Here is a 24,083-nt window from a genome sequence, read left to right as displayed (position 1 = left end):
CGACGGCCCGGGCCCCTGAGGGAGCCCGGGCCGTCTGCACGCCCACCCGGGTCGTGTGACGCGTGCGCGGCCGCCGACGTCGCGGGCGGTCAGCCGATGGTGAGCGCCGTGACGAGCCACCGTCCGTCGAGGCCCTCGAGCCGCAGGGCCAGGGCCCGGACCCGCCCATGGGACACGACGACCGCGCAGGCCTCGACGATGCCGTCGGCGGGCTCGCACACGCGCACCCGACGCACGACCGCCGAGCGGCGCGGGCCGGGAGTGCGACGCCGGCCGGCGACCATGGCCTGCCGGGCGATGACCGAGTAGATCGTCGGCGCGGTGTGCCGGATGAGCTGCGGAGCGGGGCGCTGGCCAGAGACGACCTCGACGATGGCCTGCGCGAGGCGCGCCACGAGCGGTCCCGGCTCCGGGAGCAGGCTCGTGCGGGTCGGCTGCCGGCCGAAGTCCTCGTCGTCGCGCGCGCCGAAGAAGTCGAGGGCGAGGGCGTCCTGGGCGTAGGGCGGCTCCCCGTGCCAGGCCTCGTCGGCGCTGATGATGCGAGGCGCCGTCTGGGGGATGCGCCGGACGGTGAAGCCGTCCCGGGCGGACCTGCCGGCCGGGCCGCGTGCGGTGCTCGCTCGCGTCATCACCGCGCTCCCTGCTCTGCGGGGGCGCCGTCGCCGGTGCGGACGTCGGTGCCGGACAGTCGCGGCACGGCTGCGCGGGCCTCGCTGGTGTCCGGCGCTGACGAGGCGCTCGAGGGTGGACGCAGCTGCACTCCCGGGATGATCAGGTCGGGGTCGTCACCCACGACCTCGCGGTTGGCGGCATACCACCTCGGCCACTCGCGGGAGATCTGTGCGTCGGAGGCGTCCGGACCGAGATGTCGGGCGGCGATCGTCCACAGCGAGTCGCCACGGCGCACGGTGACGAGGTCGTGCGCCGAAGCGGCGGGACGCGGGGTCGGCGCCATGAGCTGTGACCGGTCCGCCTGGAGCACCGGGACGGGCTGGGTCGGGAGGTAGCCGGGTCCGTCGGGCGGCCTCGGGGGCGCAGGTGCGTCGCTGCCCTGCCGGGTGCGTGGGGTGGGGGAATAGCCCGGATCGTTGGACAGCCGGGGGAGGTCGGGGACGCCGGCGAGCAGCGAGTCGGACGACCGTGACGGGACGGTGGACGCGGTGGACCCGGCGCTCGGCGTGTAGCCGGGCGTCAGGTCCGGTGCGGCGATCGGGTCGGTGAGCGACGTCTGAGCTCCGGGGCCGTGTGCCGTCGGAGCGGCACCGGCGCCCGAGACGGGCGGCGGGGGCAGGGCGATCGAGCCGACCGAGGCGCCGAGCACGAGGGTCAGCACCTTGCGCACCGTGGTCGGGGTGACCCGGTCGGCGACCTCTCGGGCCACCCGTCCTGCTGCGCCCGGGAGCAGGGAGGCAACGGCGAACAGGCACCCGAGAGCCAGCCACGCCGCGAGCACGACGCCCGTCCAGGCGAGAGCGAGCAGGAGGACGTCGTCCGGCCGGCCCGGGTCGACCGTGCGACTGCCGCGCTGTGCCACGGTCACGAGGGTCAGGAGGGTCATGACGGCGACGGCCAGCCCGACGGCGCCGGCCCCGACCTCACGCAGGAGCGGGGCGTTCGGGCCGGGCCGGCGCCGCTGGGCGGGGTGGGGCCCGCCCGCGTGGTCGAGCTCCTGGCCTTGTCGAGCCTCGGTGCGCACTTCCGGTCCGTGACGTGTTGCCGACCGCATTCCCCTGTTCATGTCTTCATTGAATGCAGTTTGCTTGCGTTTGGTCAAGTATGATGTTGGTCAAGAATCGTCGGGTGGCTCGCGCCGCCGGGGCAGGGGAGGGTGTGCGCATGCGCTGGGACCGGCTCTTCGACGACCTCGAGGCGCAGCTCGCGCTGGGCGACGTGCGCGAGCTCGAGGCCGAGGTCGCCGACCGCACGCGGCGCGAGCGCGCGCTGCTCGACGCGCACACCCGGCTGCTCGCGAACGTCGGTGCGACGCACGTCGGGCTGCGGGTGCGCCACGGCGTGCTCACGGGTCGGCTCGTCGACGTGGGGCCCGACTGGGCACTCCTCGAGATCGCACCGGGACGTCCCGTCCTCGTGGCTCTCCCGGCGGTCCGCGGGGTGGCGGGGCTGTTGCCGGGGGCTCGGACGCCCTCGGTCGTGGCCCGGCGGTTCGGCCTGGGGGCGGCCCTCCGGGCGGTGAGCCGCGACCGCGCGGTCGTCGAGGTCGTGGACGTCGACGGGCACGCCTCCACGGGGACCATCGACGTCGTGGGATCCGATCACCTCGAGATCGCCGAGCACGCGGCCGACGAGGCCCGTCGATCGGCCAACGTCACCGGGCGGTCGCTCGTGCCCTTCTGGTCGCTCGGCTCGGTCCGCCGGCTCTGAGGAGCCGGGACCGGGCTGGCGTCACTCCTCGGCGGAGCCCCCGAACGGGTGCGCCTGCACGAACGACTTCGTCTCGGCGTACATCCGCTGGATGTAGCCCTCGAGCTCGGTGGCCTCGACGCGCCACTGGCCCCGTCCGCCGATCTTGATGGCCGGCAGCTCTCCGGAGCGCACGAGGGCGTACGCCTGGGCGGAGGAGATGTTGAGGATCTCCGACACCTCGGCGAGCTGCAGGAACCGCTGGGCCACGTTGACTCCTCCTCTGGGCACCGTCTGTCGACGGCCTCGACCACACCCGTACCCCCCGCGGCGCGTCCGGACACGGCCGGTGCCTCCCGACTGCGGCACGGGCTCGCGGGTCGAGGGCAGGGAACGACCCCATCCTAGGGATCCGGGCCGTCGTCATTCGCCGGTCGTCCCCAGCCGTGCATCCTGACGGGCGGTCTGCGCCCGCCTGATGCAAGATGTTGCCGCGTCCGCCCGGTGTCGTGCGGCGGGCCGCAGCCATCGCCGAGCGGACCACAGGGGGCCCACATGACCGAGCTGGCCAGTCCCAGCGCCAAGCGCCTGCAACGACCGTCCTGGCGCGACAGCCGACTCGTCGTCGGTGTGCTGCTCGTCGTCGTCGCCGCGACGCTGGGGGCCAAGGCCGTCGCCAGCGCCGACGACCGCGTGCCGGTGTGGGTCGCGGCGAGCAACCTCGTGACCGGCGACGAGGTCGAGGAGGCCTCCTTCGTGCGCGCCGACGTGCGACTCGCGGATGGGATGAACGCCTACCTCACCGCCGACGCCCCGCCGCCGACCGGCTCGTTCATGGTGCGTGACGTGCGCGCTGGTGAGCTGGTGCCCGTGTCCGCCGTCGGCGACGCTGATGCCGTCGCCGTCCAGCGGGTCACGGTCCGCGCCGACGCGATGTCGACGACGGGACTGGCCCGGGGGAGCCGCGTCGACGTCTTCGTCACGCCCAAGGCCGCGTCCACGAGCGACGCGGCCACCACCCCGACGAAGAAGGTGCTCGAGTCCGCGGCCGTGGCCGCGGTGATGACGAGCAGCGGAGGCTTCGGCTCGGGCTCGATGACGTCGGTGCAGATCTACGTGCCGGCCGACAAGGTCCAGCCGCTCGTCGAAGCCGTGGACGGCGAGGCGAAGCTGACCCTCGTCCCCTCCGTCGGGGCGGTCTCCGGCGGCGGCGCATGACCGAGGTCCTGACCGCCCTCAGCCACCAGTGGGAGTCGTCGGTCGCGACGACGCTCGAGGGTCTGCGCGACGTGACCGTGACGCGGCGGTGTGCCGACGTGTCCGAGCTGCTGTCGGTCGCCGACGCGGGTCTCGGCGACACCGCCGTCGTCTCCTCCGACCTGCGGGGCCTCGACCTCATGGTGGTGAATCGCCTGCGCGCCAACCGGATCCGCGTGATCGGGGTGCACCCAGCCGACGACGAGACCGCCGAGCGACGTCTGCGCCAGCTGACGGTCACGGTGACTCTCCCGGTCGACGCGGGGACCGACCGGTGGGAGCTTTCGCTGCAGGAGGGCGCGGGCGCGGCCGACGACCTCGAGGCGGCTCTGAGTGGCGAGGACGGCGTCGGCGCCGGCCAGCACGCCGCACCCGACCACCCGCAGGGCCCGACCGACGGCGCGGGGTGGCGTCCTGCAGGCTCCGACGGCGTCACCGCGGGCCGTGAGCGCGTCGGCTCGCTCGATGCCGGCGACCCGTCCGGGGACGACACGGCCGTGGGGCGAGGGACCGGTTCGCGGCGTGGCCCCGAGCGTGCGCCCGTCATCGCGGTCTGGGGGCCGACCGGCGCGCCCGGTCGCACGACCGTCGCGACGACCTTGGCCGCAGAGGTCGCCGGCCGTGGCGTCGAGGTGCTGCTCGTCGACGCCGACACCTACGGGGGCTGCGTTGCCCAGACCCTGGGGCTGCTCGACGAGGCGCCGGGCGTCGCGGCGGCCTGTCGTGCTGCCGACCAGGGCCTGCTCGACCTGCCCGCGCTCTCGCGCATCGCCCCAATGGTCGTCCCTGGACTCCGCGTGCTGACCGGCCTGCCCAAGGCGGAGCGGTGGCCCGAGGTGCGCGCCGCGGCGCTCGAGCGGGTCCTCGAGCTGAGCCGGTCGCTCGTGCAGGTCGTCGTCGTCGACTGCGGCTTCTGCCTCGAGGACGACGAGGAGCTCAGCTACGACACGGTGGCCCCGCGACGCAACGAGGCCACGCTGACCTCCTTGGCCGCCTCCGACCTCGTCGTCGCGGTGGGCGGCGCCGACCCGGTCGCGCTCCAGCGTTTCGTCCGGGGCCTCCAGGAGCTCGGCACGGTGCCGTCCGGCGAGCCCGTGCCCGTCGTCAACCGGGTGCGCAGCGGCGCGGTCGGCTCCCGTCCCCAGTCCCGCATCGCCGACTCGCTCCTGCGGTTCGCCGGGCTCGCGTCCGTGCGGTTCGTGCCCGACGACACCGCGGCCGTCGACTCGGCCCTGCTCGCCGGGCGTTCGGTCGTCGAGCACGTGCCGGACTCGCCCGTCCGTCATGCCGTGGCCGACCTCGCGACCGGGCTGCTGCCGTGGACGGTGACGCCGACCGAGCGTGGCGAGCGGAGCGAGCGGGCCCGCCGCCGGGGTCGTGGGCGCCGGTCGTCGAGTGCCGTCCGAGCCTGAGGCAACGCGCCGGGTCAGGGTGCGAAGAGGATCGTCAGGCCTCCGAGCGTGTAGAAGACCATGACCACCATGAGCGGGACCTGACCGAGGACGGCCGAGCGACGGTCGAGGACCGTGATCGCCCGCTCGTGGGCGGCGAGGACGCCGAGCAGGTGCCCGACGACGATGCTCACGGCCTGGATCGTCGCTACGAGCGTCGGCTGGATGAGCAGGTCGTTCGGGGTGAGGTCCGCGGTCCCGAGCAGGTCGGCGCCCGTGCCCAGCGGGTCGGTGAGCAGACGCCACGCGTACTGCCCCTGATAGACCCAGAGCGACCAGTAGTGCGCGATGACGTAGCCGCCGGCGATGGGGATCAGCGACGGGGCGATGTCGCTGACGAAGGAGAACGAGCGGGAGAAGGGCTCGCGGGCGAGCCTCATCGACACGACCGAGGCCAGCCAGATCGTCACGGCCACGAAGCCGAAGAAGGCGAGGAGGGTGGCCGTCCTGAGCAGTGCCGACGGCACGGGGGAGGACTGCACGAAGGTCGCCCACGAGAGGTTGGCCGAGAAGCCGTCGTATGCCGTCCCGCCGAGCATGACGGCGACCGTGGGCACGAGGCCCCGCTGGCCGCGCAGGCCGTTGACGCCGTGCAGGGGGGTGCGCAGCACCCAGCGACCGTCGCGGCGCCGACCGAGCGGCGAGAGCAGGCCGAGCAGCCGTGACCACGCCTCGAAGGGGTCCGCGTGGTCGAACCACGTGCGACCGAAGACCGCCGCGCCGAGCAGCGACACGGCGACGAAGCCGGCGACGAGCACGCGCAGGAAGCCCAGCGACGTGTTGTCCTCGGCGACGAGCTCGACCCACGTGAAGGTCCCGAGCCCGAGGGCCGCGGGCCACAGTCCCCAGCGGTAGGGCAGGGCCGCCAGGTCGGGTGAGACACGGGCGAGGCGGAGCAGCCCGGCGTGCAGCGCGCGGAGTGGGTTGATGACGCGCCACACCGGGCCGAGGAGCATCGAGGAGAAGGCGAGCCCCACCCACAGCCACACGTAGACGACGTGGGGCACGGGGTTGCGGGCCGAGTCGGGCCCGAGCACGAGCGCCGCGAGGGTCCACACCGTGACGATCCACGTGAGGACCCGGGCCACGACACGCAGCCAGCGCGAGTCGAGGAGGGCGGTGACCGGCGCGGGCAGCAGCACCCCGTCGGTGTCGCGCAGCCGCGGCTCGCGCCACAGCGTGCCGATGGCCACGAACGAGATGACGAGCGCCGCCACCGCCGCGATGACGAGGGCCGTGAACGGCAGGGGAAGGTCTCCCCGGCTACCGACGCCGTGGGCGGGGACGACAGCCGGGGCGACCTGATGAAGGGCTGGTGGGAGGGCGGAGGCGAGTGCGGCCGAGGGGGACGCCACGGTCAGCGGACGGCGACCGTGAGCAGGGTCAGGGCCGGCTCGTGGGTCTCGACCTCGTAGAGGCCGGCCTCGGTGCCGGTGAGACGCAGGGTCGTCGGGGTGCCGGCCTTGAGCGTCGCCTCGACGTCGAAGCCGTGGGCGTGCAGCTCGTCGTCGTGGTCGCTCGTCACGACGAGCTCGAGCGTCGAGCCGATCGGCAGGTCGACCTGCGCCGGGGCAGGCGTCACGGTCGTCCCGGTCACGGTCACCTCGAGGCGCTTGACGCTGCCCGTCGAGACGACGCCGGTGCCTCCGCTCGGCCCGGGATCGGGGGTGCCGGACGAGCAGGCGGCGGCGCCGACGAGCGCGAGGGCGCACACGGCATACGGGAGGGCGCGAAACGTACGCATGGCCACGATCCTAGGCAAGAGCGTCTGGCAGAGTGTGAGCATGTCTGACCGCCTGACCTCGCTCGACGCGTCGTTCCTCTACCTCGAGGAGTCCACCACGTCGATGCACGTCGGGTCGGTCATGGTCTTCCAGCCTCCTCGCGACGGCTTCGACTACGACCAGCTCGTCCGCATCATCGAGAGCCGGATCGGGGCGATCCCGCGCTTCCGGCAGAAGGTCCGCGACGTCCCGGGCCGGATCGGCAACCCCGTCTGGGTCGACGACGAGGCCTTCGACATGGGCTACCACGTGCGCCGCGCGGGCCTGCCGCGGCCGGGAAGCGACCGGCAGCTGCAGGACTTCGTGGCCCGGGTCCAGCCGCGCAAGCTCGACCGCACCCGCCCGTTGTGGGAGGTCTACCTCGTGGAGGGCCTGCACGACGGACGGTTCGCGATCGTCACGAAGACCCACCACGCGCTCATCGACGGCGTCAATGCCCTCGACATCGCCCACGTCATCGTCGACGCCGTCAAGGGCGAGGGCCAGGACGACGTCGTCGCGCCGTGGGAGCCGAGCCGGTCGCCGTCGTCGGTCGAGCTCGTCACGGGCGCTGTCATCGACGCGGTACGCCGTCCGACGCAGGTCGTCGACCTCGTCCGCGGCGGCCTCAACGACGCCCTCAACGTCGGCCTGCGTGCGGTCGAGTCGGCCGGCCAGGTCCTCTCGACGGTCGCGCGCACCGCCGCGCGCCCCGCGCCCGACTCGCCCCTCAACGCCGAGATCGGCTCGGCCCGCCGGTGGGTCATGATCGCGACCGATCTCGAGGACTACCGCCTCGTGCGCAAGCGGCTGGCCCGCGGCGCGTACGCCGAGGACGTGACGATCAACGACGTCGTGCTCGCGACGATCGCGGGCGGCTTCCGGGCGTGGCTGCTCGGACGCGGCGAGGCCGTCAGCCCCCACACGTCGGTGCGTGCCATGGTGCCGGTCAGCATCTACGGCGACGACCCGGCGGGGATGTACGCCAACCAGGTCATGGCGTGCGTCGTCAACCTCCCGGTCGGCGAGCCCGGGGCCTCGATGCGCCTGCACCAGATCGCGTTCGCGATGCGTCAGCAGATGGAGGGTGGCCAGGCGGTCGGGGCGACGTCGCTCGCCAACCTCGCCGGTTTCGCCCCGCCGACCCTGCACGCCCTCGGGGCGCGCCTCGGCTCCGCGATGTCGCGCCGCCTCTACAACGTCATGATCACCAACGTGCCCGGGCCACAGACGCCGCTCTACGCCGGAGAGGCCGAGATGCTCTCGACCTACCCGGTGACGCCCCTCGCCAAGGGCCAGGCCCTCTCGATCGGCATCACGTCCTACAACGGAGGGGTCTACTTCGGTCTCAACGCCGACCGCGATGCGATGCCCGACGTCGACGTGCTCGGCCAGTCCATCGTCGAGTCGCTCGCCGAGCTGACGAGCGGGAGGGAGTCCTGATGCCGGTCGTGCGCGTCTACGTGCCGCTCGGACGGGCGGCCCTCGAGGAGCTCGCCACCGCAGGCTCGCTCGCTGCCGGGCCGGGCACCCCACGGACGGCGTATGCCGTGACGTCGGGTCTCGAGCAGGCCGCGCCGGGTCTCGACGTCGAGGACCTCGAGTACGCCGCCTTCAGCGACGCCGTGGAAGCGGCGGCCGGTCTGCGGTCCGTGCGCTCCGACCGTCGAGTCGTCGCCTCCGCGGACGCGGATGCCGCGTGGGTCTCACCGCGTGACGGTGCGCCCGTGTCGAAGGTCGTGCTCACGGCACCGGTGCCGCTCTCGCGGGTCGCGTCCTTCCACGTCGACGACGAGGTGACCGGCGACGTCGACGAGGAGGCCGACGAGCTGCTCTGGTACGACGTCACCGAGCTCGACGACGTGCGTTCCTTCTTCGGCTGAGCCCCACATGGCCGACGACGAGGTGGTCGCGCTCTACGACGAGGCCGGTCGGGTGTCGGGATCGTCCCCGCGCTCGGTCATGCGCGCCCGCAACCTGCGACACGCGGCGTCGTCGATCGTCGTGCGCGACCCGCTCGGCCGCGTCTACCTCCACCGCCGCACGACGACGAAGGACGTCTACCCGGGTCTGCTCGACCTCGCGGCCGGAGGGGTCGTCCTGGCGGGTGAGGATCCCGCGGTCGGCGCGGTGCGGGAGGTCGAGGAGGAGCTCGGTGTCTCCGGGGTCCCGCTCGAGCCCCTGGGCGTGGCGGACTACGCCGACGAGCACACGCGCTACCGGGCCTTCCGCTTCGTCGTGACGTGGGACGGCCCGATCCGGTGGCAGCCCGAGGAGGTGTCGTGGGGCGAGTGGGTCACGGTCGAGGAGCTCGTGCGCCGGTTCGACGACGAGTCCGACAGCATCGTGCCGGACAGCGTGGCCGTCTGGTCGTCCCTCGTGCGCGGATGGCATGCCGACCGGGTCCCGCTCCCACAGGGGTGGGACAGCGTGGCGACGCTCGTGGAGCAGCGCTGGGTCGACCGCAGCGCGCGCCGGCCCGAGGTCGAGACGGCCCTGCTCGCCGAGGCGGTCCTGCTTCCGGCGATCGCGGACGGGCTCCCGGTGGAGGTGCCCCGCCCGGTCGTGCTCGACCGTGCGCCGCTGCGGCTGCGGCACGTCCTCGTGGCGGGCGGGCCCGTCCACCCGGCGCGCCTGACCTCGGCGGACGGCGAGGTCTTCGCCGCCTTCCTCGACGCCCTGCACGCCACGCCGCTTCCCCTCGCGGCCGATGCGGGCTGCCCGTCGGCAGCCGACGACCACGTGGAGCGAGCCGCCCGGGTGGAGCGGTTCCGGCACGTCGTGCTGCCCCTCCTGCCGCCCGAGCACCGCTCGACCGCGGAGGCGCTGCTCGAGCGGGTGGCGACGGTGGGTGAGCAGGCCCTGTGCCACGGGGACCTCGTGAGCGAGCACGTCCTCGCGCGAGACGGGCGGCTGTCCGGGGTCATCGACTGGGGCGACGCACGGGTCACCGACCCGGCTCTCGACCTCGCGTGGGCGCTCAACGCGACATCGGCCGCCTTCGCGGACGCCGTGGCCGGGGCCGCCGACGTCGACGACGCCGCCCGGGCGCGTGCCCGGGACTGGTGGGCGCTCGCACCGTGGTTCGCGGCGCTCCGACGCGCCGCGCACCCGGCGACGGAGGGTCACGACGACCCCTCCCGGGCGCTCCGGCGCGACCTCGACCTCGTGGTGACGCGACTGGAGTGGGGGCGCGACGCCCGGGGCCCGGCTGCGCCAATGCCCTGACCCCTTGTCCTGACCGAACGGTCGTGCTTTTATTAGGCCATGGGCAAGGGTGAGAGCACGAGGACGGCGATTCTCGACGAGGCGACCGAGCTCGCGTCGCTCGTCGGGCTCGGTGGGCTGACCATCGGCACGCTGGCCGCGGCGACGAAGCTGAGCAAGAGCGGGCTCTACGCCCACTTCGCCTCCAAGGAGGCGCTGCAGGTGCAGGTTCTGCAGCACGCCCGTGACATGTTCACCGACGTCGTCATGCGCCCGACCGTGGCCGCCCCTCGGGGCGAGCCTCGCGTGCGCGAGTTCTTCGACCGCTGGATCGCGTGGCAGTCCACGGGGTTCGACGGCGGCTGCATCTTCGTCGACGCGGCGAGCGAGTTCGACGACCAGGAGGGGCCCGTCCGTGACGAGCTCGTGCGCGCCGAGCGCGACAAGCTCGAGTCGGTGAGCCTCATCGTCGGCACGGCCGTGGCCGAGGGGCACTTCCGTGACGACGTCGACCCCGAGCAGTTCGCCTACGAGCTCGAGGGCATCGTGCTCGCGCACCACCATGCGCGTCGGCTGATGCGCGACGGTCGGGCCGAGGAGCGCGCGCGCCGGGCCTTCGACCGTCTCGTCGACGACTGCCGGGCCGTCGCCCGCTCGGCCTGACCCTCAGTCTCACACCCGGTCCGGTGCGGACCACACGTCCCGACCCACCACCCCGAAGGAACAGTCATGGCACTCTCATCTCCGCAGAAAAGCACGAACGATCGGTCGATTCATCGTCTCGCCACTCACGTCGCCTTCCGGATCTCGGAGGCACTGGCACCTCACGTCGGAGCGCGGGTCGCCGAACGGCTCTGGTTCCGCCTGCCCCCGGCCCGACCCTCGGTCGCCACGCCCGTGAGGGCGACGCCGATCCGGGAGCTGCTCGGCTCGGCCTTCGAGGTCGCGCTGCGCGGCCGATCCGTGCGGGGCTGGGTCTGGGGCGAGGGCCCGGTCGTCTACCTCGTGCACGGCTGGGGCGGGTCGCTCGAGCAGCTGACCCCGCTCGTGGCGCCCCTGCTGGACCGTGGCCTGCAGGTCGTCGCCTTCGACGGGCTCGGTCACGGCCGTTCGGACCCGGGCGTCCACGGCTCCGGCTCGTCCGACGCGGTCGAGCTCGGTCGTTCGCTCGACGCCGTCGCCGCGCGCTTCGGCCCGGCCCGGGCCGTCGTCGCACACTCGATGGGCGCCCTGTCCGCGCTGCTGGCGATCCGTGACGGCTGGGTGGCAGCCGAGCGGCTCGTCCTCATCGCCCCGCCGAGCGGCATACCCGACCTGCTCGTCCGCGTTCGGGGCGAGCTGGGGCTGGGCGCGCGGACGACGCGCCGGCTCGTCGAGCGCGTCCGCCTGCGCACCGGCTACGCGCCCGACGATCTCGACCTCGTGACGATCGCGACCTCGCTCGAGCGGCGCGATCGACCCGAGCTGCTCGTCGTCCACGACCTGCTCGACCGCGAGGTGCCGCACGAGCCCTCGGCGCGCCTCGTGCATTCCTGGCCGGGGGCCGAGCTGCTCTCGACCGCCGGGCTCGGGCATCGCCGGGTGCTCGCGGACGCCGCGGTCGGGGGCGCCGTCGCCCGCTTCGTCGACCGCCTCCCGCTCGAGGCCAGCCTGCACGGCGACGACCGTCCCCAGCCGTGGCCGGACCTCGTCGCCGCCGACCGTTCGGCAACGGGCGCGGGGGCCCGCGCCGGGGCCGCCTGACCGTCCCACGTGCTGGTCCGGGGGAGTCGCGGGCGCGTCATCCCTTGTTACGTTGCGCGGATGGACTTCACCGCTGACGAGTACGCCCGCCGCGATGCCGACCGCCTCCGCGAGATCCTGGCCGGACCACCCGTGACGTGGGTCTTCCTCGGCGACAGCATCACGCAGGGTGTCGTGCACACGCACGGCCACCGCAGCTACGTCGAGCACTTCGCCGAGCGCGTCCGCGGTGAGCTCGGCCGCCGTGGGGACGCCGTCATCAACTCCGGCGTGTCGGGGGCCACGACCGAAGACCTTCTGCCCGAGTTCCACTGGCGGGCAGGGCGATTCGCGCCCGACGTGGTCTTCGTGATGTTCGGCACCAACGACATCCTGGCGGGGGAGGACGGCGTGCGCGGCTTCCGCTACCGCCTGGACCAGATCGTCCAGCGCTCGCGCGACGTCGGAGCGACGGTCGTGCTCCAGACGCCCCCGCCGGTGCTCGAGGACGGCGGCCGCGGGCCTCGCCTCATCGCGCTCTACGCCGAGGCGGTGCGTGAGGTCGCGCGCGACCTCGGGGTGCTCGTCGTCGACCATGCCGCCGCTTGGGAGGCGGCCGCTGCCGAGGCCGGACGGGACGTCGCGCCCGACGGATGGCTCGACGACACCTTCCACCCCGGCGCTCGCGGCCACCACGAGCTCACCCTCACCCTCCTGTCGGCCATCGGCGTCGCCGACCCCACGAGCGAGGTCTGCTCCCTCGTCGTCGACGACGCCGTGGGCGCGACCGCCTGACGGCGCCGCCTGAGGCGGCCGACGCCCGCACCGCGTCGGACCCCGGCGCGACCGCTGCACCACCCCGACGCCGGCCGCCGGCGGTCAGGGGCGGCTCAGGGTCGGGTCAGGGCGCTCCCCGGCAGCGCCGAGGCCCCGGGTCGCGCGACGATGGGGTCATGACACAACCGATCCCGAACCCGTCCGGCCAGTCCCTGACCCCGAGCAGCGACGAGCGCACGTGGGCCGTCCTCGGCCACCTCGCCGCCATCGTCGCCGCCGTCATCTCCGTCGGCTGGCTCAGCTTCGTCGGCCCGCTGCTCATCTGGGCCGTCTACAAGGACCGCAGCGCCTTCGTCCGCAAGGCTGCCGCCGACTCCTTCAACTTCAACCTCGCCGTCTGGGCCGCGATCATCGCCGGCTGGATCATGCTCTTCACCGTGATCCTCATCCCGGTCGCGATCATCGTGTGGATCGTCGCCGTCGTGGCCGCGCTGTGGTTCCACATCAGGGCGGCGATGGCGGCCGGCCGCGGAGAGAGCTTCCGCTACCCGTGGAGCATCCCCGTCCTGCACTGAGCCCTCCGGCAGGGCTGACGGGCACGGTGGCCGGCATGGAACGATGGGGTGGCTCCGCCCACGAGGCGGACCACCCCACTCGCCTGCAACCGGGCGAGACCCCGTGCCAACCGCAGGAGAACTTGATGGACGCCGTGACCCACGTGCCCGCACCGGCCAACGAGCCGGTGCTCGACTACGCGCCGGGCTCGCCCGAGCGAGCCGCGCTCGAGGTCGCTCTCGCCGAGCTGGGGTCGACCCAGACCGAGCTGCCCCACACGATCAACGGCGAGCGCGTCACCGGCACCGGTCGCAAGATCGCCGTCCGCCAGCCGCACGCCCACCGCAAGGTCCTAGGCGCGCTGCGCAACGCCACCGTCAAGGAGGGCCAGGCCGCCGTCGACGCCGCCAAGGCCGCCGCCCCGATGTGGCGCGAGCTGTCCTTCGACGACCGTGCCGCCATCCTGCTCAAGGCCGCCGAGCTGCTCTCCGGCCCGTGGCGCGCCCGGCTCAACGCGGCGACGATGCTCGGCCAGAGCAAGACCGCCTACCAGGCCGAGATCGACGCCGCGTGCGAGCTCATCGACTTCTGGCGCATCAACGTCCACTTCGCCCGCCAGATCCTCGAGCAGCAGCCGCCGCTCAACGCCAAGGGCATCTGGAACCGCTCCGACTACCGGTCGCTCGAGGGCTTCGTCTACGCCGTCACGCCGTTCAACTTCACCGCGATCGCCGGCAACCTGCCGACCGCCCCGGCCCTCATGGGCAACACCGTCGTGTGGAAGCCGAGCCCGACCCAGCAGCTCGCGGCGCAGCTGACGATGGAGCTGCTCGAGGAGGCCGGCATGCCCCCGGGCGTCATCAACATGGTGACGGGCGACGGCATCAACGTCAGCAAGGCGGCCCTGCGCGACGAGGACCTCGCGGGCATCCACTTCACCGGCTCCACGCCGACGTTCAAGCACCTGTGGCACGAGGTCGGCACGAACCTCAACCGCTATCGCACCTACCCGCGCCTCGTCGGCGAGACCGGCGGCAAGGACTTCATCCTCGCCCACCCGAGTGCCGACCCGGCCGTCCTGCGCACCGCGATGATCCGTGGCGCCTTCGAGTTCCAGGGCCAGAAGTGCTCGGCCGCCTCGCGCGCCTACGTCCCCGCCTCGGTGTGGAGGCAGATCAAGGGCGATCTCGTCGACATCACCAACGGCCTGACCCAGGGTGACGTCACCGACCTGTCCAACTTCATGGGTGCCGTCATCGACGACCGCGCGTTCGCCAAGCACAAGGACGCCATCGACCGGGCCCACGCGACCCGGGGCATCGACGTCGTGGCCGGCGGCACCTACGACGACTCCGTCGGCTACTTCGTGCGCCCGACGGTGCTCGAGATCAAGGACGCCACCGACGAGTCCTTCCGCACCGAGTACTTCGGCCCGATCCTGTCGGTCCACGTCTTCCCCGACGCGCAGTACGACGCGGTGCTCGACCAGATGGAGCGCTTCGCGCCCTTCGGGCTGACCGGCTCGATCATCGCCCAGGACCGCCGCGCCATCGCCGACGCCACGAAGCGCCTGCGCTTCGCCGCCGGCAACTTCTACGTCAACGACAAGCCCACCGGCGCCGTCGTCGGCCAGCAGCCGTTCGGCGGGGGCCGCGCGTCCGGCACCAACGACAAGGCAGGCGCCGCGCAGAACCTGCTGCGCTGGACGAGCGTCCGCTCGATCAAGGAGACGTTCGTCCCCCCGACGAACCACACCTACCCGCACATGGGCTGACCCGCCCGAGGACGTATACCGCTGGGCCCGTCTCCGTCAGGAGGCGGGCCCAGCGTCGTGCAGGCGGTCAGGCGCGCTCGGACAGCCAGGCGTTGCCGGTGCGCTGCTCGCTGCGGATCGCGTCGATGACGGCAGGCGCGGCGGCCTTCTCGACCTTGCCACCGAAGAGCGGGATCGAGGCCTTGAGGTCGCCGTCGATGCTGATCTGGGTGCCGCCGCCGGCCGGGGCCAGCCGCACGCTCGACCGCATCGCGACGGGAGCCCCGGCCACCTCGACCGTGAGGGTGCCGGTGCGCGTGCCGTCACCGGCGGCCCCACCCCACTCGTAGGTCTCCGTCACCGAGAGGGTCGGGCCGACGATCGACTTCGCGAAGTCGGGGAGGTCGTCGGCGGGCAGGTCGCGCTTCGTCACGACGCGGGCGCCGTCGCCCGCCGGGCTGACCGCGGCCTCGTGCCGCTGGGCGTGGGCCTCGACGCACTTGCGCTCCTGGAAGGCCGCGTCGGTGACCATGGCGTAGACGGTCTCGGGCGGGGCGGCATACGTGATCGTCTCGGAGATCTTCATGGCCGACACGCTATTGCACCGTCCACCACACCCCGAGGACGTATGCCGTGAGGCCGGGTCGCGGGCCCGGCACCGGGTGGCGCTCAGGTGCCCGAACGGGCGCGGTCGGACAAGGTCGCGAGTGTCGTGCCGGAGGTCTCGAGCTCGCGGCGGAGCCGGGCCAGCTCGCGCGAACGCGCCGCCGTCACGCGGTTGAGCAGCTCCTGGAGCCGCTCGCGCTCGGCGAGGCGCTCGCCCGGCTCGACGCGGCTCGGGCCCGAGCACTCGACGACAATCCGACCGTCGATCGTCAGGTCGCAGCGCGTCAGGGCCGGCTCGAGGGCGCGGACGCGGGCCGCCGACTCGACGGCGGTCGTGGTCCAGGACTGGAGCAGACCGCCGACCCGGTCGAGCTCGGTCGCGACGCGGGTCACGAGGTCGCGCTCGTGGCCTGTCGGGTCGGGCGCCCCGGTGCGCCCCGCCCGCCGCGCGGCCGTGTCGAGGTCGACGACGAGGTCGGCGAGCCGGTGGGCCTGGGTGCGCAGGGCACCGCCGAGCGCCGACGTCGAGCCGGGGTCACCGGGGGAGAGGCTCATCGGGTGTCACCCGCCTGCGGGGCAGGGCGGGCGTCGCGCGGCAGGTGCTCGTCGACGCCGGCGGGTGCCCGCCCGGGGCCGGCGCCGAGGTCGAGCAGCCGCTCCTCGAGCGCCTCCGACAGGGCCCGGAGGGTGTCGGCCGCCTGCTCGACCCACGTGTCGAGCGCGCGCTGCGTGGGCAGGTCGCCGAGGTCGGGAAGGTGCGTCAGCACGTCGTCGGAGAGCGTCCGCGTCGTCGACCGGCCGGCGGCGAGGGCTCGGAGCGTCGCGGGGTCCGCAGCACCCGCCACCCGGCTCCCCTCGGTCATGGCACCACTCTAGGGACTGCGCGTCCAGGCGCCCCGGAGTTCTCCACCGCCTGTCCCGTCCATCACTCGCGTCACAGTCGCGCCGTGTCCGGCGGGGGTGGTTCGGGCCTGGACGCCGACGGGGATAGGCTCACATGGTGAGATGGGCGGCACAACGACGTGCCGCCGTACGGGCCACACGGTGAGGAATCCGACGACCGCATGTCAGCGTCACTCGAACAGACTCGAATCGACGTCATGAAGGCCGCTGCCGCGGCCGTGGCGCCTCCCCCTCGACGGGGTCGAGGCCGATCCGGCGGCACCGCGTCCCGCGACCTCGAGGAGTTCCTCCTCGCGTACTACCGCCTCGTCGCGACCGAGGACCTGCTCGCGCGCCCGGCTCGCGAGCTCGCGACCATCGCCAGCGAGCACCGCGCCTTCGCCCAGGAGCGCCCGGTCGGCACGTTCAACGTGCGCGCCTTCAACCCGACCGCCGACGACGAGGGCTGGTCCACGGGACACTCGGTCGTGCAGATCGTCGTCGACGACATGCCGTTCCTCGTCGACTCCGTCGTGGCCGCGCTCGGCGGTTTCGACCGCGGTGTCCACCTCATCGTGCACCCGCAGATGACCGTCTCGCGCACCATCACCGGTGAGCTCAAGTCGGTGATCACCGACGGCTCGACGACCGTGCAGTCCAGCTCCCTCGGGCTCGTGCGCGAGTCGTGGATGCACCTCGAGATCGACCGCCTGCCGGCCGACGCCCTGCCCGACGTCGAGGCCCGGCTGCGGCACGTCCTCGAGAACGTCCGTGACTCCGTCGAGGACTGGCCCAAGATGCGCGCCCACGCGCTGACCCTCGCGAGCGAGCTCCGCTCGGCGACGCCACCCGGCACCGACCCGCACCAGGCGCGCGAGGCGAGCCGCTTCCTCGAGTGGCTCGCCCACAACAACTTCACCTTCCTCGGCTACCGCGAGTACTCCCTCTCGCACGAGAACGGCAAGGACGTCTCGCGCCAGGTGCCCGGCACGGGTCTCGGGCTGCTGCGCTACGACCGGCCTTCTGCCGGAAAGGGACTCGTGCTGACGCCGGCCGCCAGCCGCGCCGCTCGCGACTCCACCATCCTCATCATCACCAAGGCCAACTCACGCGCGACGGTCCACCGCGACGTCTACCTCGACTACATCTCGGTCAAGCGCTTCGACGCCCGCGGCGAGTGCGTCGGCGAGCAGCGCTTCCTCGGCCTCTACGCCTCGGCCGCCTACAACGACACGATCCACGACATCCCGCTCATCGACGTGCGGGCGCAGGAGGTGCTGCGCCTCACCGGGCTCAGCGCCGACAGCCACTCCGGCAAGGACATCCTCCAGATCCTCGAGACCTACCCGCGCGACGAGCTCTTCCAGACGAGCTCCGCACAGCTGGCCGAGATCGCGACGAGCGTCCTGCACCTGCAGGAGCGCCGCAAGACCAAGCTCTTCCTGCGGCGCGACGAGTTCGGCCGTTTCGTCTCGTGCCTCGTCTACCTCCCGCGCGACCGCTACAACACGACGGTCCGCCTGCGCATCGAGGCGATCCTGCTCGAGGCCTTCGGCGGCGAGAACATCGACAACACGACGCGGGTCAGCGAGTCGACGCTCGCGCGCCTCCACTTCGTCGTACGCATGCCGGCAGGCACCGACATCCCCGACATCGACGAGGCGGAGCTCGAGAAGCGCGTCATCGACGCGACCCGCACCTGGGACGAGGACCTCTCCGAGGCGCTCGGTCAGGCCCGCGGTCTCGAGGGCGCGGCCCGCACGATGGCGGCGTACGCCAAGGCCCTGCCCGAGGCGTACAAGGAGGACTTCGACGTCGAGACGGCGGTCGAGGACCTCGACCGCATCGACGCGCTCGGCGACGGTGACCGCACGACCGGCCTGCACCTCTACGACGACCCGGCGTCCGACGACCCGCGCGAGCGGCGCTTCAAGCTCTACCGCCGCGCCGACCTGTCGCTGACGCAGGTGCTGCCCCTCTTCACCCACCTCGGCGTCGAGGTGACCGACGAGCGCCCCTACGAGGTGCCCGGACCCGACGGCCGCACGCTGCACATCTTCGACTTCGGCCTGTGCGCCGACGCCCGCACGTGGGGGTCCGGCGACGCTGCGCTCTCGGCCGACGTCCGCGAGCGCTTCGAGGAGGCCTTCCGGGCCGTCTGGGACGGCCGGGCCGAGTCCGACGGCTTCAACGCACTCGTGCTCGCCGCGGGTCTCACCTGGCGTCAGGTCGTCATCCTGCGCACCGTGGCGAAGTACCTCCGCCAGACCGGCTCGACCTTCTCGCAGGACTACGTCGAGTCGGCGCTCGCCGCCAACACCGGGATCGCCCGCAGCCTCGTCGAGCTCTTCGAGGCGCGCTTCGATCCCGACGCCTTCCCCGAGACCGAGGCCGGCCACGACAAGCGGGCGGCGCGGCAGAAGCAGGTCGTCACGCGCATCAAGGAGGCGCTCGACGACGTCGCGAGCCTCGACCACGACCGCATCGTGCGTGCCCTGCTGGGGGTCATCCAGGCCAGCCTGCGCACGAACTTCTACCAGCCCGACGAGAACGGCCGCGACAAGTCGTACGTCTCGCTCAAGCTCAACCCCAAGAAGGTCCCCGACCTGCCGGCCCCGCGGCCGATGTTCGAGATCTGGGTCTACAGCCCCCGGGTCGAGGGCGTGCACCTGCGCTTCGGCAAGGTCGCGCGCGGCGGGCTGCGCTGGTCCGACCGGCGCGAGGACTTCCGCACCGAGGTCCTCGGGCTCGTCAAGGCGCAGATGGTCAAGAACGCCGTCATCGTGCCGACCGGCAGCAAGGGTGGCTTCTACGCCAAGCAGCTGCCCGACCCCGCCGTCGACCGCGCCGCGTGGATGGACGAGGGCATCGCGTCCTACAAGCTCTTCATCTCCGGGCTGCTCGACCTCACCGACAATCTCGTCTCGGGTGCCGCCGTGCCGCCGCACCGGGTCGTGCGCCACGACGAGGACGACACCTACCTCGTCGTCGCCGCCGACAAGGGCACCGCCAAGTTCTCCGACATCGCCAACGGCATCTCCGCCGACTACGGCTTCTGGCTCGACGACGCCTTCGCGTCGGGCGGCTCTGCCGGCTACGACCACAAGGGCATGGGCATCACGGCGCGCGGCGCGTGGGAGTCGGTCAAGCGCCACTTCCGCGAGCTCGGCGTCGACACCCAGACCCAGGAGTTCACCGTCGTCGGCGTCGGCGACATGAGCGGCGACGTCTTCGGCAACGGGATGCTGCTCTCGGAGCACATCCGGCTTCTCGCGGCCTTCGACCACCGGCACATCTTCGTCGACCCCGACCCGGACGCAGCGACGTCGTATGCCGAGCGCCGGCGGATGTTCGACCTGCCCGGCTCGTCGTGGGCCGACTACGACGAGAAGCTCATCAGCAAGGGCGGCGGCATCTTCCCGCGTTCGGCCAAGTCCGTGCCGGTGAGCCCGCAGATGGTCGCGGCACTGGGTCTGCGCTCCGGCACGAAGTCGATGACGCCTGCCGACCTCATGAAGGCGATCCTCCTCGCGCCGGTCGACCTGCTGTGGAACGGCGGCATCGGCACCTACGTCAAGGCGGCGGCCGAGACCAACTCCGAGATCGGTGACCGGGCCAACGACGCCATCCGTGTCAACGGCAGCGACCTTCGCTGCAAGGTCGTCGGCGAGGGCGGCAACCTCGGGGCGAGCCAGCTCGGGCGCATCGAGGCCGCGCTGGCGGGTGTCCGGATCAACACCGACGCCATCGACAACAGTGCCGGTGTCGACACCTCCGACCACGAGGTCAACATCAAGATCCTGCTCACCGAGCTGACCCGCTCCGGCGAGCTGACGACCAAGCGTCGCAACACGCTCCTCGCCTCGATGACCGACGAGGTCGCCGAGCAGGTGCTGCGCGACAACTACGAGCAGAACGTCCTGCTCGGCAACGCGCGCGCACAGCAGCACGCGATGCTCGGCGTGCACGAGCGCCTCATCCAGTTCCTCGAGGCGAACGGCGACCTCGACCGATCGCTCGAGTTCCTCCCGAGCGACGCCGAGATCGCGCGCCGCCAGAAGGACGGACTGGGCCTCGCATCGCCGGAGTTCTCGGTGCTCGTCGCCTACGCGAAGCTCTACCTCAAGAACCAGCTCATCACGACGTCGCTGCCCGACGACCCGTGGTTCGAGTCGACCCTCGCCGAGTACTTCCCGAAGCCGTTGCGCGGCAAGCACGCCGACGAGATCGCCGCGCACCCGCTGCGCCGCGAGATCATCACCAACGCGGTGGCGAACTCGATGGTCAACCGGGGCGGCATCACCTTCGCCTACCGGGCGGGGGAAGAGACCGGGGCCACGCCGGAGCAGGTCGCCCGCGCGTACGTCGTCTGCCGTGAGGTGTTCGACCTCGCCGGTTTCGTGCGGCGCGTCGAGGCCACCGACAACGTCGTGAGCACGGCGGCACAGACCGCGCTCTACCTCGAGTTCCGTCGACTCATCGACCGCTCGGTGCGCTGGTTCCTCACCTCGCGTCCCGCGACGCTCGACATCGCGGCCGAGGTGGCGCGCTTCCGCCCCGGCATCGAGGCCTTCTCCGGCCGCATCGCCGAGCTGCTCCAGGGCAGTGAGCGCACCCGCCTGCAGCGGCGGGCCCGCGAGCTCGAGGGCAAGGGCGTGCCCGAGGAGCTCGCGCTCGTCGCGGCGTCGCTGCTCGACCTCTACTCGCTGCTCGACTGCATCGAGATCGCCGAGGACACGGGCGAGAAGCTCGACGACGTCGTCGGGGTCTACTTCCTGACCTCCGAGACGTTCTCCATCGACGCGATGCTGACGCGGGTCACGATGCTGCCGCGCGACGACCGCTGGGACGCCATGGCCCGCGGCGCGCTGCGCGACGACCTCTACGCCGTCCTCGAGAGCCTGACCCGGTCGGTGCTCGAGGTGAGCAACCCGCGTCACGACGCCGCGGCCCGACTCGCCGAGTGGTCCGAGCTCAACGCCGACGCGCTCGGTCGGGCCCGGGCCGCCCTCGGCGGGATCGAGCGGATGAGCCACGCCGGCATCGCCGCCCTCTCGGTCGCCCTGCGCACGCTGCGCACCGTGACGAAGCCGGCGTCGTCCGGCCAGCCCGCTCCGGTGGGGGCCGAGGCGCCATCGGGTGCGGCTCCGGCGAAGAAGGCGTCCGCCACCAAGGGGACCGCCACGAAGGCACCTGCGAAGAAGGCGCCCGCCGCGAAGAAGGCGCCCAGCGCGGCCTCGAAGTCCGAGGTCAAGCAGCCCGCCACCAAGACGGCGGACGCGAAGACCGCGGCCTCGAAGAAGGCCCCGGCCACGAAGACCGCCACAAAGACCGCGACGAAGCAGGCGGCCCGTGCCGCTGCGGCCCGAGTCGCCGCCGAGTCCCGCAGCTGACGCCCCCCTTCGTCGAGTGAGCGCTTGACCACACACGAGTGAGCGCGTCGTCCCACCTGTCACGAGGCAGGAGGGACGGGGCGCTCACTCGAGTGGGACGGGGCGCTCACTCGAGTGGGACGGGGCGCTCACTCGAGGGGGTGCGTGAGGCCACCGGACGCGTGGCTGCCGTGGCTCACTAGGCTCGGGACGTGGCAACCCTGAGCGAGCTCCTGCGCGGGCGGACGAACCTGCCCGACCACGACGTCGAGTGGCTGCAGCTGCTCGTCGGCGACTGGCAGCTCGTCGCGGACCTCTCGTTCGCCGACCTCGTGCTCTGGGTCCGCTCGATCAGCGACCGTTGGGAGGCCGTGGCCCACGTGCGCCCGACGACGGGCCAGCTCGTCTTCGTCGACGACCAGGTGGGCCGCATCGCCGATCCCGGCCGCACCCGCGACCTGCTCGACGAGGCCGCGGCCGAGCAGCGCATCCTGCGCGTGCGCCAGGTCGTCGTCCCGCACGAGCACGGCGCCGACCAGTCGGTGCGCGAGGAGTACATCCCCGTCGTCCGGGGTGGCCACGTCGTCGCCGTCCTGACCCGTCACACGAACCTCTGGACGACCCGCACGCCGAGCCGCCTCGAGCTGACCTACCTCGCCACGGCCGACGCCCTGTGCCGGATGGTCACCGGGGGAGAGTTCCCGCACAGCGGTGCGCCGACGGGCCTGCGGCGCGGCGCACCCCGGGTCGGCGACGGCGTCATCCGACTCGACGTCGACGGCATCGTCACCTACGCGAGCCCGAATGCCGTGTCCGCCCTGCACCGGCTCGGGCACCTCGGCGAGGTGGTCGGGGCGAGCCTGGCCCAGATCGTCACCGACAACGTCCGCGAGTCCTATCCCGTCGACGAGGGGCTGCCGCTCGTCGTGACGGGACGTCAGCCCTGGCGCACCGAGGTCGTGGCAGGTGGCACGACCGTCTCGATGCGGGCGATCCCTCTCACCGAGGCTGGGCAGCGGTTCGGTGCCATCGTGCTCATGCGCGACGTCGGCGAGCTGCGCCGCCGCGAGCGCGAGCTCATGACGAAGGACGCGACGATCCGCGAGATCCACCACCGCGTCAAGAACAACCTCCAGTCCGTGGCCGCGCTGCTCCGCCTCCAGTCGCGCCGGCTCCCGGACGGCGAGGCCAAGATCGCGCTCGCCGAGGCCGAGCGCCGGGTCGGGACCATCGCCATGGTGCACGACCAGCTGAGCCAGGGCTTCGACGAGACGGTCGAGTTCGACACCATCGCCCAACGCGGGCTCAACGCCGTCGTCGAGGTCTCGGCGAACGGTGCGCCGGTCCACACCGTCACGGAGGGGTCCTTCGGGCGCCTGCGCGCCGAGGACGCGACGTCGCTCGCCATGATCATGAGCGAGCTCGTGCAGAACGCCATCGAGCACGGCCTCGGCGACGCCGGGGGAGAGGTGCGCATCTTCATCGACCGTCAGGCCGACGAGCGCGGCCAGCAGATGGTCGTCGTCTCGGTCGAGGACGACGGCAAGGGGATCGACCCGGCACGCCGGCCCGGCTCGGGTCTCGGGACCCAGATCGTCCAGTCGCTCGTCAGCGACCTCCAGGGCCGCATCACGTGGGAGCCCGTGGTGCCGCACGGCACCCGTGCCCGGTTCACCGCGAGCCTGCGCCCCATCACCTGAGGGGCTCTTCACCTTCAGGGCCAGGGGCACCCCCGGTCGTCAACGGACGGCATGCACGGGCAGCCAAAAGCCCGGCGACCTGACAGGGTCACCGGGCTCGACGACGATGGTCGTGCGCGGCTCAGCCGGCGCGGCGGGCCCGCGCGTTGCGGCGCTTCAGGGCGCGGCGCTCGTCCTCGGAGAGGCCGCCCCAGACGCCGGCATCCTGGCCGGTCTCGAGGGCCCACTTGAGGCAGGTGTCCATGACCGGACAGGTCCGGCACACAGCCTTCGCCTCCTCGATCTGCAGGATGGCCGGGCCGGTGTTCCCGATGGGGAAGAACAGCTCCGGATCGGCCTCCAGGCAGGCAGCGCGGTCGCGCCAATCCATGTGGATCGTGCTCCTTCATGTATCTCGGTTCGCACCGACGCCGGGTATCGGTCGCGGTGCATGTGCTCGGGGCGCCAGCGTCGTTGTCGGAGCCAAGTCATGGTGTCGTCATGCGGGGGATGACCCCCTGACCAACGGAAACGCGCACGAAGTTGTTCCGTACGCGTTGAGGGCCATGATCCAGTGTGACCAGCAACCATGTCCGTGTTCAACGCCTGGGCGCGGATCACACCAAGGATTGAGTCTATCGGCAGACGGCTCCCAGTTCCAGACCTCCGGCCCGTCCGTGGGGCCCGGGACCCGCCCG

The 24,083-nt window shown here is 72.6% G+C and carries 22 protein-coding genes; 13 read left to right on the top strand and 9 right to left on the bottom strand.

The window, feature by feature from the left end; all coding sequences use genetic code 11:
• Positions 1–89 precede the first annotated feature (89 nt).
• Positions 90–629: an Rv3235 family protein gene (locus H283_RS24420; protein WP_051103562.1), complete on the bottom strand. Its 540-nt coding sequence runs from the start codon at positions 627–629 to the stop codon at positions 90–92.
• Positions 629–1,696, bottom strand: coding sequence for a LysM peptidoglycan-binding domain-containing protein (locus H283_RS0107995; RefSeq protein ID WP_020142996.1), 1,068 nt, complete (start codon positions 1,694–1,696; stop codon positions 629–631). Before H283_RS0107995 ends, H283_RS24420 begins: the two co-directional genes overlap by 1 nt.
• Before the next feature lie 140 nt (positions 1,697–1,836).
• Between H283_RS0107995 and H283_RS0107990 the strand changes: the two genes are divergently transcribed.
• The gene (locus tag H283_RS0107990) at positions 1,837–2,382 is read left to right on the top strand and encodes a hypothetical protein (RefSeq protein WP_028785421.1); all 546 of its coding nucleotides are present in this window, start codon (positions 1,837–1,839) and stop codon (positions 2,380–2,382) included.
• 21 nt (positions 2,383–2,403) lie between these two features.
• Here H283_RS0107990 and H283_RS0107985 read toward each other — a convergent pair whose 3' ends face one another.
• Entirely contained in the window at positions 2,404–2,631 is a 228-nt protein-coding gene (locus H283_RS0107985; RefSeq protein ID WP_020142994.1) for a helix-turn-helix domain-containing protein, read from the bottom strand.
• A gap of 285 nt (positions 2,632–2,916) precedes the next feature.
• On the opposite strand from H283_RS0107985, the gene H283_RS0107980 reads away from it, so the two are divergent.
• Positions 2,917–3,579, top strand: a complete 663-nt coding sequence (locus H283_RS0107980; RefSeq protein WP_020142993.1) for a hypothetical protein — start codon at positions 2,917–2,919, stop codon at positions 3,577–3,579.
• The gene (locus H283_RS0107975) at positions 3,576–5,030 is read left to right on the top strand and encodes a hypothetical protein (protein ID WP_020142992.1); all 1,455 of its coding nucleotides are present in this window, start codon (positions 3,576–3,578) and stop codon (positions 5,028–5,030) included. The genes H283_RS0107980 and H283_RS0107975 overlap by 4 nt, the downstream gene beginning before the upstream one ends.
• Before the next feature lie 14 nt (positions 5,031–5,044).
• On the opposite strand, the gene H283_RS0107970 is transcribed toward H283_RS0107975, so the two are convergent.
• Together H283_RS0107970 and H283_RS0107965 are read right to left on the bottom strand one after the other, a co-directional pair.
• Positions 5,045–6,424, bottom strand: coding sequence for a hypothetical protein (locus H283_RS0107970; protein WP_196805937.1), 1,380 nt, complete (start codon positions 6,422–6,424; stop codon positions 5,045–5,047).
• Positions 6,425–6,426: 2 nt separating this feature from the next.
• On the bottom strand, positions 6,427–6,813 hold the full coding sequence (locus H283_RS0107965) for a hypothetical protein (RefSeq protein WP_043648576.1): 387 nt from the start codon (positions 6,811–6,813) through the stop codon (positions 6,427–6,429).
• 40 nt (positions 6,814–6,853) lie between these two features.
• Here H283_RS0107965 and H283_RS0107960 point away from each other — a divergent pair, with 40 nt between their 5' ends.
• The 8 genes from H283_RS0107960 (at position 6,854) to pruA (ending at position 14,867) form a co-directional block, all read left to right on the top strand.
• On the top strand, positions 6,854–8,275 hold the full coding sequence (locus H283_RS0107960; RefSeq protein WP_020142989.1) for a wax ester/triacylglycerol synthase family O-acyltransferase: 1,422 nt from the start codon (positions 6,854–6,856) through the stop codon (positions 8,273–8,275).
• A complete protein-coding gene (locus H283_RS0107955) occupies positions 8,275–8,715 on the top strand; it encodes a hypothetical protein (protein WP_020142988.1) in 441 nt (146 codons plus the stop codon). Before H283_RS0107960 ends, H283_RS0107955 begins: the two co-directional genes overlap by 1 nt.
• A 7-nt stretch (positions 8,716–8,722) precedes the next feature.
• Positions 8,723–10,060 (top strand): phosphotransferase, encoded by a 1,338-nt coding sequence (locus H283_RS27140; RefSeq protein ID WP_020142987.1) that lies wholly within the window; start codon positions 8,723–8,725, stop codon positions 10,058–10,060.
• 39 nt (positions 10,061–10,099) lie between these two features.
• Complete coding sequence (locus H283_RS0107940) at positions 10,100–10,702, top strand: TetR/AcrR family transcriptional regulator (protein ID WP_020142986.1); 603 nt, start codon at positions 10,100–10,102, stop codon at positions 10,700–10,702.
• Positions 10,703–10,936: 234 nt separating this feature from the next.
• Positions 10,937–11,782: an alpha/beta hydrolase gene (locus H283_RS24405; protein WP_020142985.1), complete on the top strand. Its 846-nt coding sequence runs from the start codon at positions 10,937–10,939 to the stop codon at positions 11,780–11,782.
• A 60-nt stretch (positions 11,783–11,842) separates the two neighbouring features.
• Complete coding sequence (locus tag H283_RS0107930; RefSeq protein ID WP_020142984.1) at positions 11,843–12,556, top strand: SGNH/GDSL hydrolase family protein; 714 nt, start codon at positions 11,843–11,845, stop codon at positions 12,554–12,556.
• Positions 12,557–12,714: 158 nt separating this feature from the next.
• Entirely contained in the window at positions 12,715–13,113 is a 399-nt protein-coding gene (locus tag H283_RS0107925) for a DUF4870 domain-containing protein (protein ID WP_020142983.1), read from the top strand.
• Between the two features lie 125 nt (positions 13,114–13,238).
• Positions 13,239–14,867: an L-glutamate gamma-semialdehyde dehydrogenase gene (gene pruA, locus H283_RS0107920; RefSeq protein ID WP_020142982.1), complete on the top strand. Its 1,629-nt coding sequence runs from the start codon at positions 13,239–13,241 to the stop codon at positions 14,865–14,867.
• A 67-nt stretch (positions 14,868–14,934) separates the two neighbouring features.
• Here pruA and H283_RS0107915 read toward each other — a convergent pair whose 3' ends face one another.
• The 3 genes from H283_RS0107915 to H283_RS0107905 all read right to left on the bottom strand — a co-directional run bounded on the left by H283_RS0107915 (position 14,935) and on the right by H283_RS0107905 (position 16,315).
• Positions 14,935–15,432 (bottom strand): DUF2505 domain-containing protein, encoded by a 498-nt coding sequence (locus H283_RS0107915; protein ID WP_020142981.1) that lies wholly within the window; start codon positions 15,430–15,432, stop codon positions 14,935–14,937.
• 83 nt (positions 15,433–15,515) lie between these two features.
• Positions 15,516–16,007 carry a hypothetical protein gene (locus H283_RS0107910; protein WP_020142980.1) on the bottom strand — a complete coding sequence of 164 codons (492 nt, stop codon included), beginning with the start codon at positions 16,005–16,007 and terminating at the stop codon, positions 15,516–15,518.
• Complete coding sequence (locus tag H283_RS0107905) at positions 16,004–16,315, bottom strand: hypothetical protein (protein ID WP_020142979.1); 312 nt, start codon at positions 16,313–16,315, stop codon at positions 16,004–16,006. The genes H283_RS0107910 and H283_RS0107905 overlap by 4 nt, the downstream gene beginning before the upstream one ends.
• 237 nt (positions 16,316–16,552) lie before the next feature.
• On the opposite strand from H283_RS0107905, the gene H283_RS0107900 reads away from it, so the two are divergent.
• Together H283_RS0107900 and H283_RS0107895 are read left to right on the top strand one after the other, a co-directional pair.
• Positions 16,553–21,727: an NAD-glutamate dehydrogenase gene (locus tag H283_RS0107900; RefSeq protein WP_020142978.1), complete on the top strand. Its 5,175-nt coding sequence runs from the start codon at positions 16,553–16,555 to the stop codon at positions 21,725–21,727.
• 191 nt (positions 21,728–21,918) lie between these two features.
• Complete coding sequence (locus H283_RS0107895; protein ID WP_020142977.1) at positions 21,919–23,406, top strand: sensor histidine kinase; 1,488 nt, start codon at positions 21,919–21,921, stop codon at positions 23,404–23,406.
• Between the two features lie 121 nt (positions 23,407–23,527).
• Here H283_RS0107895 and H283_RS0107890 read toward each other — a convergent pair whose 3' ends face one another.
• Positions 23,528–23,776, bottom strand: coding sequence for a WhiB family transcriptional regulator (locus H283_RS0107890; protein WP_020142976.1), 249 nt, complete (start codon positions 23,774–23,776; stop codon positions 23,528–23,530).
• Positions 23,777–24,083 lie beyond the last annotated feature (307 nt).

Origin of the sequence: Terracoccus sp. 273MFTsu3.1 (assembly GCF_000383675.1) — a bacterium.
GTDB lineage: Bacteria > Actinomycetota > Actinomycetes > Actinomycetales > Dermatophilaceae > Terrabacter.
This window is presented reverse-complemented; position numbering and strand designations above follow the sequence as displayed.

Coding starts and splice junctions, on each gene's coding strand:
- H283_RS24420 (WP_051103562.1), bottom strand. CDS start 629: ATGACGCGAGCGAGCACCGCACGCGGCCCGGCCGGCAGGTCCGCCCGG.
- H283_RS0107990 (WP_028785421.1), top strand. CDS start 1,837: ATGCGCTGGGACCGGCTCTTCGACGACCTCGAGGCGCAGCTCGCGCTG.
- H283_RS0107980 (WP_020142993.1), top strand. CDS start 2,917: ATGACCGAGCTGGCCAGTCCCAGCGCCAAGCGCCTGCAACGACCGTCC.
- H283_RS0107975 (WP_020142992.1), top strand. CDS start 3,576: ATGACCGAGGTCCTGACCGCCCTCAGCCACCAGTGGGAGTCGTCGGTC.
- H283_RS0107965 (WP_043648576.1), bottom strand. CDS start 6,813: ATGCGTACGTTTCGCGCCCTCCCGTATGCCGTGTGCGCCCTCGCGCTC.
- H283_RS0107960 (WP_020142989.1), top strand. CDS start 6,854: ATGTCTGACCGCCTGACCTCGCTCGACGCGTCGTTCCTCTACCTCGAG.
- H283_RS0107955 (WP_020142988.1), top strand. CDS start 8,275: ATGCCGGTCGTGCGCGTCTACGTGCCGCTCGGACGGGCGGCCCTCGAG.
- H283_RS27140 (WP_020142987.1), top strand. CDS start 8,723: ATGGCCGACGACGAGGTGGTCGCGCTCTACGACGAGGCCGGTCGGGTG.
- H283_RS0107940 (WP_020142986.1), top strand. CDS start 10,100: ATGGGCAAGGGTGAGAGCACGAGGACGGCGATTCTCGACGAGGCGACC.
- H283_RS0107930 (WP_020142984.1), top strand. CDS start 11,843: ATGGACTTCACCGCTGACGAGTACGCCCGCCGCGATGCCGACCGCCTC.
- H283_RS0107925 (WP_020142983.1), top strand. CDS start 12,715: ATGACACAACCGATCCCGAACCCGTCCGGCCAGTCCCTGACCCCGAGC.
- pruA (WP_020142982.1), top strand. CDS start 13,239: ATGGACGCCGTGACCCACGTGCCCGCACCGGCCAACGAGCCGGTGCTC.
- H283_RS0107915 (WP_020142981.1), bottom strand. CDS start 15,432: ATGAAGATCTCCGAGACGATCACGTATGCCGCCCCGCCCGAGACCGTC.
- H283_RS0107910 (WP_020142980.1), bottom strand. CDS start 16,007: ATGAGCCTCTCCCCCGGTGACCCCGGCTCGACGTCGGCGCTCGGCGGT.
- H283_RS0107905 (WP_020142979.1), bottom strand. CDS start 16,315: ATGACCGAGGGGAGCCGGGTGGCGGGTGCTGCGGACCCCGCGACGCTC.
- H283_RS0107900 (WP_020142978.1), top strand. CDS start 16,553: ATGAAGGCCGCTGCCGCGGCCGTGGCGCCTCCCCCTCGACGGGGTCGA.
- H283_RS0107890 (WP_020142976.1), bottom strand. CDS start 23,776: ATGGATTGGCGCGACCGCGCTGCCTGCCTGGAGGCCGATCCGGAGCTG.